General features: G+C 44.7%; 14 protein-coding genes. 1 reads left to right on the forward strand and 13 read right to left on the reverse strand.

Annotation, left to right across the window (positions count from 1 at the left end):
* Positions 1-167: 167 nt before the first annotated feature.
* From AC0TWI_RS13610 to AC0TWI_RS13650, 9 genes are all read right to left on the reverse strand, one after another.
* A complete protein-coding gene (locus tag AC0TWI_RS13610; protein ID WP_488126885.1) occupies positions 168-764 on the reverse strand; it encodes a class I SAM-dependent methyltransferase in 597 nt (198 codons plus the stop codon).
* A gap of 285 nt (positions 765-1,049) precedes the next feature.
* Complete coding sequence (locus tag AC0TWI_RS13615; RefSeq protein WP_488126886.1) at positions 1,050-1,466, reverse strand: SGNH/GDSL hydrolase family protein; 417 nt, start codon at positions 1,464-1,466, stop codon at positions 1,050-1,052.
* A gap of 18 nt (positions 1,467-1,484) precedes the next feature.
* The gene (locus tag AC0TWI_RS13620) at positions 1,485-1,688 is read right to left on the reverse strand and encodes a hypothetical protein (RefSeq protein ID WP_488126887.1); all 204 of its coding nucleotides are present in this window, start codon (positions 1,686-1,688) and stop codon (positions 1,485-1,487) included.
* A gap of 119 nt (positions 1,689-1,807) precedes the next feature.
* Positions 1,808-2,746 carry a hypothetical protein gene (locus AC0TWI_RS13625; protein WP_488126888.1) on the reverse strand — a complete coding sequence of 313 codons (939 nt, stop codon included), beginning with the start codon at positions 2,744-2,746 and terminating at the stop codon, positions 1,808-1,810.
* An 87-nt stretch (positions 2,747-2,833) separates the two neighbouring features.
* Complete coding sequence (locus AC0TWI_RS13630; protein WP_488126889.1) at positions 2,834-3,118, reverse strand: hypothetical protein; 285 nt, start codon at positions 3,116-3,118, stop codon at positions 2,834-2,836.
* A 38-nt stretch (positions 3,119-3,156) separates the two neighbouring features.
* Positions 3,157-3,972 carry a lipid II flippase Amj family protein gene (locus AC0TWI_RS13635; RefSeq protein WP_488126890.1) on the reverse strand — a complete coding sequence of 272 codons (816 nt, stop codon included), beginning with the start codon at positions 3,970-3,972 and terminating at the stop codon, positions 3,157-3,159.
* Positions 3,973-4,011: 39 nt separating this feature from the next.
* A complete protein-coding gene (locus tag AC0TWI_RS13640; protein WP_488126891.1) occupies positions 4,012-5,316 on the reverse strand; it encodes a M20 family metallo-hydrolase in 1,305 nt (434 codons plus the stop codon).
* A gap of 133 nt (positions 5,317-5,449) precedes the next feature.
* Positions 5,450-6,430 (reverse strand): NAD-dependent epimerase/dehydratase family protein, encoded by a 981-nt coding sequence (locus AC0TWI_RS13645; RefSeq protein WP_488126892.1) that lies wholly within the window; start codon positions 6,428-6,430, stop codon positions 5,450-5,452.
* Positions 6,431-6,779: 349 nt separating this feature from the next.
* Positions 6,780-7,679 carry a MurR/RpiR family transcriptional regulator gene (locus tag AC0TWI_RS13650; protein ID WP_488126893.1) on the reverse strand — a complete coding sequence of 300 codons (900 nt, stop codon included), beginning with the start codon at positions 7,677-7,679 and terminating at the stop codon, positions 6,780-6,782.
* A gap of 216 nt (positions 7,680-7,895) precedes the next feature.
* Here AC0TWI_RS13650 and AC0TWI_RS13655 point away from each other — a divergent pair, with 216 nt between their 5' ends.
* On the forward strand, positions 7,896-9,296 hold the full coding sequence (locus AC0TWI_RS13655) for a 6-phospho-beta-glucosidase (protein WP_488126894.1): 1,401 nt from the start codon (positions 7,896-7,898) through the stop codon (positions 9,294-9,296).
* 427 nt (positions 9,297-9,723) lie between these two features.
* Here the strand turns inward: AC0TWI_RS13655 and AC0TWI_RS13660 are convergent, their stop codons facing one another.
* The 4 genes from AC0TWI_RS13660 to AC0TWI_RS13675 all read right to left on the reverse strand — a co-directional run bounded on the left by AC0TWI_RS13660 (position 9,724) and on the right by AC0TWI_RS13675 (position 12,285).
* Entirely contained in the window at positions 9,724-10,122 is a 399-nt protein-coding gene (locus tag AC0TWI_RS13660) for a PH domain-containing protein (RefSeq protein WP_488126895.1), read from the reverse strand.
* A gap of 268 nt (positions 10,123-10,390) precedes the next feature.
* Entirely contained in the window at positions 10,391-10,858 is a 468-nt protein-coding gene (locus AC0TWI_RS13665; RefSeq protein WP_488126896.1) for an NUDIX domain-containing protein, read from the reverse strand.
* 289 nt (positions 10,859-11,147) lie between these two features.
* A complete protein-coding gene (locus tag AC0TWI_RS13670) occupies positions 11,148-11,834 on the reverse strand; it encodes a zf-HC2 domain-containing protein (RefSeq protein WP_488126897.1) in 687 nt (228 codons plus the stop codon).
* Positions 11,788-12,285, reverse strand: a complete 498-nt coding sequence (locus tag AC0TWI_RS13675) for an RNA polymerase sigma factor (RefSeq protein ID WP_488126898.1) — start codon at positions 12,283-12,285, stop codon at positions 11,788-11,790. The genes AC0TWI_RS13670 and AC0TWI_RS13675 overlap by 47 nt, the downstream gene beginning before the upstream one ends.
* Between the last annotated feature and the right edge of the window lie 48 nt (positions 12,286-12,333).

Genomic DNA, 12,333 nt, shown 5'->3' on the forward strand with positions numbered 1-12,333 from the left:
CCATCGCAAAGAAAACAAAAAGAGCCTGCAACCAAAGGACATAAATATCCCTTGGTGACAGACTCCTCCAAGTACGCTCGTATTTGATTAGCCCCATTATAGGGGCAGATCAGCCTGTTTGTCAACAGTCTTTCCTTCCATTTGCAGCTCAAACATATGGAGTATGATTATTTTTTCTCAAGCAAAGCTTGAACGACATGAGCCTCACCGGTATGAAGCAGCCCTTCTTGCCTGAAAACTTCACCGACAAAGAAATGCTTGATGAAGAAGCCTTCAAATGCATTCAACTCATCGACAGGATTGACGAGCAATGCCTTCTCTTTTGGTCCACCGGTACCATAGCTGAGCTGTTCTATCGTGTACAGCTCACTGATATAATAGCCGCCGGGTTTCAGAGCAAGACGGATCCCTTCCCAAGTCCTCTGCATAATTTCTGGCGGGACATGTCCGAAAATATGGACGATGGCATCCCACTTCCTCTCTTCCCAGACAACTGTCGATAAATCGCGGAGCTCTGTCGTCACATGCACCGATTTCTCTTCCGCCAGTTTCTTCGTCTTGTCCAAGCCAGCCTGTGCAAAATCCCACGTTGTCACCTGGTGTCCGAGCGTGGCCAAATGGACGGCATTCCGCCCCTCCCCTTCCGCTATGCATAACACATCGCCGATTGGCAAAGCCGCAGCAGCCTCCGCCAAAAAAGGATTTGGCTCTTTCCCATAGACATATTCATCTGCCGAAAACCGCTCATGCCATGAATTCGTCAAGTCCGTTCCACCTCTTCCTTTTCAATTATTCGCCTGTATCATACCCATTCCTCACAATTCGTAATTCGATTAGAGCCCATTATTCTCTCCGCTTGCCGAACTTGTTAACATAATAATTTTATTTGGTTGTTGACTTCCCTGCAACCAAATGCCTTTCGTCTACCCGGCAGCCAACAGGATTTTCTGATACACCAAACGTTCAATTATTCTTTTAAAACTGCCCAATGGATCTACAAACAAAAAAACCGCCACGGCATTGCAGCCTTGGCAGCTCATAAAAAAACATCAAAAAATCTCCCTGATCTTCTGCGCGATCAGCTTCGCCATCTGCGCATGCCCTTCTTTATCCAAGTGCATATAATCAATCCGATTCATCTGAACAAGACTGCTTGCATCAAGGAAATCAATGCCTGTGCCCGATAACATCTCCCTCAAATAGGCAGGGAAATCACGCGACTTTTCTGCACACCCTGTCCCCATCGACATAGCGACATCTGTATCCACGTACTCCTGGCCAATGCAAGGAGGCGCGACGACCAGCACTTTAGGCGGGTTGCCATTAAGTCCAGCAGCTGTGTTTTTTGCCTTCAGCGACAACCTGGCAATGCCTTGGGCAATATTATAAGGCGTTAAACGAAAACGCTCCTTCGTATCGTTCGTTCCGACCATGATGACTGCCAGTTCAAGCGGAGAGTGGCTCATTAAGCATGGATGTATGTATTATAAACCACTCAGCCCTTCAAACAATGGATCATCCAACACGCTTGTTCTCCCGCAAAGCCCTTCTTCAATCACTGCATATTCAACCCCAAGCATTTCCTGCAAAAGTCCGGTCCATCGCACATCTTCAGGGAACCTTCCAAGCGTTTCAGCATCAAATCCCCACGTATTGGAATCACCAAAACAAACAATTCTCCGTCTCATTCATTTACCATCCAATCTGCAGCATTGGCCGCTAGTTTAATAGTTAACTCTTACTATTATTATTTTGCCAATATAGCACAGCAACAGAGTAAAGCCATACAACGTTTTTACACCTGGCTTCAGCTCGAATGGAAGCCATGCTCTGCCATATTAAATAGAAACAGTTCACTGCCATCCAAGAACAACATCCTGCTCCCGCGGTTGCTCGTTGCCTGTGGGGTTAAACGCTTGCCGTCCGGCTTCAGAAACTCTACTGAACGTACCGTTTTATATGACAACCCGTCCCGTTCCAACTCATAAAATCTGTCCCGGTCTCCGTAGCCGCCATTCATCAGCAGAGTATCCCCATAAACTGCAAACATGCTGGATCCTTCTATATCGGGCGTGTAGTAGTCGGTCTTTCCATTCTTCCGTACTCCTATTTTGAAATCCATATAAAAATAGAACCATACTTCATCAGCTGAAATAACATTCAACGCATAACAATCATCGATGAAATATCCGGTCGAACCATCGTGCCACTCCAACTGGCGGCCGTCTGCATCCCATCGAATCAAGCCTTTGCTGCCGATCGGCTCTACCCAACCGAAATTGCCATAGACCCCTTCATCAAAATAACTCGTCCAAATTGTACGATCCCGAGCCACATATAGGTCCTGAATTCCATCCCCCAGGCAAAAAGAGCGGATACACTTGTTATCCATAGAAAACACCCGCCCATTCCGCTCGATATCATCCTCACTCCGATAAACCGAACGAGCACCGGCAAGCAGAACATGCCCCTCATCAATCGGCTGGACGAAATGATAATTCCATCTCTCATCGGGAAAATGAAGAACCCGTTTTCCGCCTTTTTGCAAAATAATTACTTTGTAATCATACGGAGTATCCGTAACCGTTTGGGGAAACATGCCCTGTATCAACGGAGGCCGCTCCTTCGTCAACAACAAGCATAGTTCATAATTGGGACCGATTGCTATCGAGACAGGCATGTAGCCTTGCATGTCATCATGCAGGTCTGCAACCGCTGTTAAAGAAATCGACCGAGATTCGATCATATACCTGCGCCACCTCTCAAATTCAGTGTTTCCTTGTTTCAATCCAATTCTCCTAATTCGAGCCCTTCGGCATCAAAAAGCCGATAATTAAAAAATATTTTTCAGCCAAGTCATCATATACAAAAACGAATAAGGCTCGGTCCAAACAAAATAAAATAATACAGTGAAAAAAAGTAATGCCGGTATGGCTTTTGTGATGCCCTTCTCTCCATTGAATAGCGCAATAAAACTCAAGACAACCCCAAGCAATAAAAGTGAAAAAGCAATTAGAACCATCGGCTCATTCAAATCTCCTCGTACCCGGCCAAACATCATTACCAGCAAGCCCAGAAACATCACAATCAGTGAACCTCTGCTAAGTTGTTTGTTCAATGGCCTCGAGCTCCTTTTCGGTAATAATAAGCATCCCTCTACGCAATGAACTTGGTAAACCAGGCAATATACATGGCCCCCGGAATTAAGAACAGCTGCGCCAACAGTGTGCCTAGAAACCTGGAAGCGACCATCATGATGGAGAGATTTTTAAGCGACTGGTAACTCCCTCTCCCGTTCACGACGTCATCCGCCACTACAGACACCTTCGGATCCACAAAGATGACAAGCAATATCGTGGCGATGCCATTGATCAATCCTGATGCCATGATCGCTGTTGAAGCACGGCCAGGTACGAGCAAAGCCGCATACAATGCCGCGAAAACACCAATTGTATAGATGGCGGTGATGATCATATTGATGAAAAACAACCGGAGAGGGATGTCTTTTATCTTTGTGCCTCGGAGATAGGAAAACTTCGGCAAACCGAAATGTATAACGCCCCGCTTTATATAATGCAGGGAGAACAGCCTTTTCAGCAGTGACGGTACAGACCCCTTTTCCTCGGACAAATGAACGATGGCCCTGGAAAAGAGGGCGATAAAAGTCGGCAATAGCAGGATGCCGAAAAAGGTTCCGATCGTTGATGCCCCAATCAGGAAACGGAACTGCATCTCCACAAACTCATGCGCACCCTGATTTGGAGCGTTATCAATCAAACTTCCGGTAAAAGGCTGCTGCATCATGTTCGCCAATCTCGATACCATTACCATGATGTTGAAAAGGGACAGGGCTGAGGCAATCAATTTCACCCTTGCCCCCGATAATCGAACAGCATATGCCAGTGTTTCGATTGAGTGGATGATGAAAATGAACAAAGCGATATATAGTAATTTTTCAGTTATGAATTCCAATTCAACACCTACTCCTCATTGTGCCTGGGTAAATGCCGCTTACTCCCGAGCCATCCTCTCCATCCGGCGTTCAGCGAACTTTTTCAACAGATGGATGCCATACAGGCAATCGGCAAGTTCCGACCATTCGGCCGGGTTGTGGCTGATACCGTCTTTGCTGCGGACAAAAATCATCGCCATCGGAATATGCCGTCCAAGCAACATTGCATCATGCCCGGCTCCGCTCATAAGTTCCATCGGTTCGAGCTCCATGTCGTTGAACACTTCCCGGAGTTCGTTGCGCACTTCATCCGCCACTGGAGCAGGATCGAGCGAGTAAGACAGCAAAATATCCGCTTGTACATCCTGATCCTCGGCACAGCGTTCCGCCGTTTCCCGGACCTTTTCGATCAGGGCATCTCGCGGTCCTTTATCAATGTCACGGATATCGACCGTCAGTTCAACCTTGCCCGGAATGACATTTGTTCCGTTCGGCGATACATAGAGCCTGCCGACTGTCGCAACAGCAGTATCGCTGAATTGCGGTGGCAGCGCACTTACTTCGTGAACGAAACGCCCAGCCGCAACGAGCGGGTCGCGGCGCCCGGCCATCGGTGTATTCCCGGCATGTCCGGCTTCTCCATGAAAAACGATTTCGAGTCCGGACGGCCCGGCAATCCCCTTCACGATTCCTGCTGGAAGATCGGCCGCTTCAAGCAGTTTCCCCTGCTCAATATGAACTTCCGCAAAAAAGCCGATTTCATTCAACGGACGGGCAGCTTCAAAAAACGCCTCAACTGAACTTCCGTACGCTTCCAGCACATCGGCAAACTTCACCCCGTTTTTATCCGTAAGCCCTTCAGCAGCTTTCCGGTCCACCTCGCCCATCATCGCCTCACTGCCCAAAATCCCGGCGCCAAATCTGGAGCCTTCTTCCTCGGAAAAGATGAACATCTCATATGGAACGGGCGGGATGTAACCGGCCTGTTTCCAAGCCTCGGCCACTTCAAGAGCGGACAAGACACCAAGCACTCCGTCAAAATTCCCGCCGCTCGGAACGGTGTCAAGATGGGAACCGGAAGCAAATGCCGGCCCAGCCGTTTTTCCGGTAAACCGCCCGATCACATTCCCGGCCCCGTCTTCCTGTACAGAAAACCCGGCCTGCTCCATCCACTCCATCACCTGTCGCTTTGCCTGCTTCTCCTCACGCGAATAACCCGGCCGATTGACACCACCATCCTCCGTACTGCCGATCTCAGCCAGGATTGCCAGCCGCTCCGCAAGCCGGTTACCGCTCACTCCGTCTTTGTCCAGCCTTCTGTCATACCCCTGTATCAGCTTTTCCTTCAGACCAACCCTATTCATCTGCCACTCCTCCGAACTTTATGTATATTGAGATTTTTATTCTATATTATCACAAGTTTAAGTTGGAAAGGGTTTGCCTATCCCATATAAAAAGCACCTTCTCAGATGGAAGGTGCCTGGATAAACGGCAAGCTTAATTCTCCATTGCCTCGATACAGCAAGCGATTGTTTTTTTGATTTCGGCGATTACGTCATCTTTCTCGTAATGCAGGGCAGCCATCGTTTCCTCCGGATCGATATAGGCATCACGATTCTGGATCTCAGCTGTCATGGCGATATGGATGCCATGTTCTTTTCCCGCTTCTGCGGTTTGCATATCCGCTTCTGCATAGGCTGGCTTCATTTGCTCCAGCGGAACGACCTGGATGACGGTGTCTTTCTGTCCGAGCAACTCGGCGATCAACCGGAAGAAATCAGCGTGTTTCATATTCAGATCACCGATTGCATAGGTTTCTCCATGTTTTCCGTGTTCCAGTGCCCCGACCGTAGCTTGAGCAACCTGCTTGACCGTGACCATCGTCGTTCCTCCGCCCAACACCGGCACAAAATCCTTGTCATGAATTTGCGGCAAGAACATGCTCCAAAGCGGAGTCCTGCCTGGCATTGTGCCGAAAATATAAGGGAGTCGGATTGACATCACATCCATTTCGCCCTCCCCTTCCAGTATGGCGACCTGCTCCTGCAACAGCCGTGTCCGCGGATAAGGCTCGTCCTTTAAGGGGAGATCCGCCCATTTTTCTGCAAAGTGGGCAAAATATGAACCGAGCACAACAAACCTTTTGATGCCGGCTTTCCGAGCTAGGCGTGCCAATCTTTGTGTAGGCAATACGTTCGCCTCATAGAAAAACTTGACGGCAGGCGCATCCGGAAGCGCTCGTTCATCAGCACCCGCAGCATAGATGAACATGTCTTTTCCCTGCAGCAGTTCCATCACTTGTTCGTCTGTCATCTCATTAATGTTTCCAAGCCTGCACTCCACGTCCCTAGGCAATAAATCGGCAGTCGGCATCGGTGGCAGGGATACGGTTGAAACTTCATACCCTTTCCTTAGCAATTCTCTGACCGTATGATACCCCAATAACCCGGTTCCCCCTAAAATGAACACTTTTTCCATAACGGACCACCCTCATGTTTTTATAATTTTTAATACAATTCCTTATGTGTTCAGTATAACAGCCGGATCATTGGAAAAACGGTCCATAACCGAAAACTTTGTGAACTATTGAGCAAAGTTTTCGATAGCTAAATAGACAGGAGCAAACATGAAGAAATTACACTAAAGCTGAGACGTTCCCTGTCGCAGACAAAGTCGATGGGGAGCGGGATGGCGCATAAGTATCCACTTATTACGACAGTCCCGACGATCGCAGCCATCTCTAGGTTCAGCGGGTTTTCTGAAGAGGCAAAATTTGAGAAGCACAAAGTCCCCTCCCCTCTTTCATGCTATCAAAGGGTTTCTACAATTATTCTCTCTGCACTACTCCCTTTTCCTTCTTGGTTTCCCGCATCACTTCATTAGAACTTTTCCGGTGGTCAAAGTACTCGGATATATGCGTTTTCAACTCAAGATTATGCTGATAGTTTTTTGAAAAAACACAGGCATAGAGAACATCGAGAAGGAAACAGATCGAATCGATTGAGCTGAAACTGCCGATTTTGGAATAAAGTCTTTCTCGGGTCGTAATCCGCAATATGCAATCCGCTTCATTTGTCAGCGTATTTTCCCCGATGCTTGTGATGGCTAATATCGGAACCTTCCTTTTCTTCAAAAGCGGAAGCAAGCCGGCGATATTCTCGCTCTCCCCGCTGTAGGAAATCACAATGGCACATGTATTGGAATCAGAATGGACCGCTTCAAAATGGGGATCGACCGTGCAGAGGCGGACAGGTTTACCAATCCGGTTCATATTCATTTGAAAATCATGGCAAATGAGCAGATTATGACGCACGGCAAACACCTTGATCACTGTTGCTTCATCCAGCATATTCGCTGCCTTTTGCAACTCCTCATGTTCCAAAAGAGACAATGTATCACTGATTGTCGTCTGGTTTAGGAGAGCCATTTTACTGGCGACGGTCATCAAACTATCATTCTCTTCAAAAGGGGTATTGGCATCGATTGAAGTGAAATGGCGATTCAGATAGTCCATCTCAGCAAGAAACTTCTCTTTCAATTCCACCCAGCCGCCATATCCGAGCTTCTTCGCAATCCGGACAAGCGTAGACGGATGTGTAAACGTCTCTTTGGAAATCTCTTTCGTCGTCTTGTCTTTCACATTCTCTCTTTGTTCAAACAAGTAGTTGATGATGATTCTTTCCGACGGTGAGAAAATATCGTCTTTCATCTTCTCAGTCAGCAACATCTTACATTCCCCCTATTTTGTAAATACTGTTTACAAATTATAACGTTTCTTGTGAACAAAAGTGCGAATATCGAATGATTATTCCTTCACTCCATTGATTATCTTCCTTACAAACTTATACTACAAGTAAGGGAAGCGAATGTAAAAGCCTTTCCGGCTTAAATAAAACATTTACAAATTTTCACTACCAGTTGTAAAAACGAGGAGGAAACCAACATGACAAAAGGTGTAAAAATTGTAACCATTGGCGGTGGCAGCAGCTACACTCCTGAGTTGATGGAAGGGTTTATCAAAAGATATGAAGAATTGCCAATCCGGGAAATGTGGCTTGTTGATATTGAGGAAGGAAAAGAAAAGCTGCAAATTGTAGGGAAAATGGCTCAAAGAATGTGGGACGCTTCACCATATGATGTTAAAGTGCATTTAACATTGGATCGCCGTGAAGCATTGAAGGATGCCGATTTTGTAACAACCCAATTCAGGGTCGGTTTGCTGGACGCAAGGGTGAAGGATGAAAGAATCCCTTTGTCTTATGGAATGGTGGGCCAGGAGACTAACGGTGCAGGGGGAATTTTCAAAGCGTTTCGGACGATTCCAGTTATATTAAGCATCGTCGAGGATATGAAAGAACTATGCCCGGATGCGTGGCTGATCAATTTTGCCAATCCAAGCGGCATGGTGACCGATGCAATCATCCGCTATGGTAAATGGGAAAAAGTGATCGGTTTATGCAATGTTCCTGTCACTGCGATGATGCATGAACCACAGTTAATCGGAAAAACGACCGATGAGCTCGTTTATTCATTTGCCGGCATCAACCATTTCCACTGGCACAGGGTGCAAGACCTGGCGGGGAACGATGTCACTTCGCAAATTATCGACAAACTGTATGAGGAAGAAAACGGACTTCCTGCAAATATATTCGATATCCCGTTTTTTAAAGAGCAGCTGAAACAAATGAACTTGATTCCATGCGGCTACCATCGCTACTACTACCGCTATGAGGAAATGCTCAAGCATATGCTTGAGGAATACAATGATCCCGAAGTCGGCACCAGAGCCCAGCAAGTAAAGCAAACAGAAGCGGAATTGTTCGAGCTGTATAAAGATCCCGCTCTCGATCATAAGCCGGAACAGCTGGCCAAACGCGGCGGCGCCTACTACTCGGACGCAGCATGCGAAAGCATTGCCTCCATCTATGGCAATAAAAACACCCAGATGGTCGTCTCGGCAAAAAACAACGGGGCCATCCCTGACCTGGCGCCGGACGATGTCGTAGAAGTATCTGCTTATATCGGTGCTGCAGGCGCAAGGACAATCGGGTTCGGATCCCTCCCTCCGGCGGAAAAAGGCTGGCTGCAAGTCATGAAGAATATGGAAAGATGCGTTGAAGAAGCGGCCGTGACCGGAGATTACGGATTGGCGCTGCAAGCGTTCATCATCAACCCGCTTATCCCAAGCGGCGAAACGGCAAAACGTGTGCTGGATGAGCTCTTGATTGCGCACAAATATCACCTACCTCAATTCGCCGATAAAATTGCAGAATTAGAGGCATCCGGAATTACGATCAAGGATGAAGTAGCGAGAAAACTATCCGAAGAAGCTGTCATTATCTAAGCACAAAACAGTTATCACCAAGCGGCCTGTCCGGGAAGTCAGCGAGCTGATTTTTCCAGACGGGCTTTATTGTTTATACAGAAAAAGCTGCCGAAACCAATCATTCGGCACCCTTCTCCCTATTCAACCGCTCTTCTGCTTTACCTGCTGGTAGCCGATGGCCTGGCGTTATGACATCTTTTTACCAATAGATCACTGTCGGCACAATCCCATGCTTAAGCAACTTGTCACATACTCAATCGTAGAAAACCAGTCCCTTTTCATTCGGATCTTGCTGGTCTCCTTAAGGAAAAATGCGGAACCAGGCAATCGACACTCGATAGCAATTAAAGCCCAGCGGAGCAAATGCTTATTCCAGGGTAAAGACCAATTCTGCAGCAACTGAAATGTTCAAAGTGCATAAAAAACCCCATATAAAGGGAAAGACTTATAGACATTTATTGAGTTCACTATCAAGTTGAATGTTGGGGTTCACCTTGATCAACTCACTTATAAATGCTTGTTGGTCTTTCGGGGAAACCTGAATTGATTCATACTTTCCGTAACGTATTTCAATGCGATTAAAGGAAAGGGATGGGGCAGTAAACATATTTTTTGTATGACGAATCGATTTGATTTCTTGTATATCAATAGACTTTTTAAAGTGACCACACGATACCTTGAGATTGCCTTTTTCTATTTTATATTTAGTATTGAACCAAACGGTTCCCAAAAAGTATGTTAGAAGTACCATTGCAACGATACCCCATAGATCAAGTTGAACAAAAAGTGAGCGATATAACACCCACAGAAAAAAACCGATCGAAGCCCAAATTACAATCCCCATACATATACCCTTACTCGAAGGAAATGCCATTGTATCACCACCAGTAATTCTTATACGGACAACACCCTCATCCGGTTTCTAAATTAACGGATTCTATAAGGAATTGAATATAGCAGATATTTTCTATGGAAAAAATAAATAACCTTTAAGAAAACAGCCAATAAAATAAGGATATGAAAACATAAGAGGGGTTCGTCAAAAAAGGACTTTATACGGAAGGCGATAATCATGCTCCACCATTTCTAGAAAACCCTATATTTTCCTCTAACTAAATCTGCTTAATCGATTCCTTAATGGTTATTTGCTCATCCTCATCCCAAACTTCGTATATCTCAAAGGTGCCTTCTTCGAAAAATAAAGGCAGTCTTCTTTTAAACCATGACTGCATCGGAAGATTTAGTGCATCTTTAATGGGCACCCATAGCAACTCACCTTCAGGCGGGTCGCTTAATAGTTGGCCTTCAAATGATTGAGCCAAGTAATTGAAAACCATATATCGATAATTTCTTTTTGGATCAACATATTCATCTAAACCTTTGTAAACTAAATCGCTTACCTTCAGTCCAGTTTCTTCCCATACCTCTCGAATTGCACCTTCTGTCAGGCTTTCAGGAAAATCAACTTTCCCACCTGCCCCGATGTACCCTGGAAAACCCATTTTACTTGGACGATTTAATAATAAAATTTTATCTCCGTCTTGCACGATACACATCGTATATAAATCCACTGTAACCATTTGATTGCCTCCCTAGCTCTCAAAAGTATTTAACAAAAATTTTAAAAATTCTCCGCCATTGTTAATTACTATAATGCCATAAGAACTCCTCCCCACACCAAACATTCTCAGCCTTGCTACTTCCAAGTTCTTATCCAGCATCCTTCTTTTTCAATCGAAACTTCTAATCTAAATTTCCAACATCTCTAAGTCGTAACATTTTTACATACCAAACAATAAAAAAGTCCCTTATGTATAAAGGGACGGATTTGGAACAAGTAATGCAGCCACTCGTTCTTTCTTATTTACATCATTTTGTCTTATTTTCTGGTTTGTATAAACCCTTTAGGCGGATTTCTTCTGTACTATTTTTGTATCGGATCGTTATTTTGTCTTCATCTGTCAGTTTCTTTTCTTTCCCATCCACTAATAAAGTGTTTTCATCTAAAAACAGTAACGTGACCGGACTTCCATCTTTCGCTTTCAAGAGTTTGGATGCCTCTGAAAAGTCATTCCACTTTTCATAAATAATGATTTCATGGATAGAATTTTGATGCCATATTGTCATCGGCAAAACAAAACGGTTGTTGTTTTTCGTTTTAAAAGACAACGTAACCGTTGTACCTTGTTGTTGGACCGTTGTTTGTATGTTCTTTTCATCTGCAATCCACATATCGGTAAAGAAAAAGAAACCAGCGATGAAAATGGCTAGAATGGATCCCACAATAATAAAAATCTTTTTCCTGGTTTTTGACCTCACCTTCTTTAAAAAGTCGATATTTTTCTTTTCCACTTTTTCCTCACGAACATGTTCTTCCAGCAAGTCGTCTTGCATGTCTTTCACATATTGTCGGCAATCCTCACACTGTTCCATATGTTTTTCTATATGTTTATTCGTCTCTTCGCTTGTTAAATTTTCTATGTAACCCGGAATTAAATCTCTAAAAACGCTATGATTCATTATTTTTCCCACCTTTTCTGATTTGCTGTTTTGCACGATAAAAGGTTACTCTTGCCCAGTTTTCTGTGCCGCCCAAAATGGAGCCAATCTCTTTGAAGGATAGATCACCTAATAATCTGAGATAAAGAATTTCTCGGTTGATCTCACTTAGTTGTTGAGCTTTTTTATAAAAACTAATTTTCTCTTCATTTTTAAAATACTCATCTTCTAAATTATAGGAAACAGGGGTTTCATCGCTTAATGAGTTCACCAACTTGCGCTTGTTTTTTTCACGATTCATTTCTTGTAACCAAACGTTCTTGGCGATGGAACATAACCAGGTTGAAAATTTTGCGTTTCCGTTATGCTGATAGTTGTCAATCGACTTAATGGCTTGATAGAACGTCTCTTGTGTTAAATCTTCAGCAGATGGACCATCTTTTGTAAGGGTTAGTAAATACCTAAAAATAAAGTTCCCATGTTCTTGATATATCTTTTCTTTATCCACGGTTGACCTCCTTTCTCATGAGGATGAATCACTTATATATCCAGGAAT

The organism is Lederbergia sp. B243.17 (genome assembly GCF_057657925.1).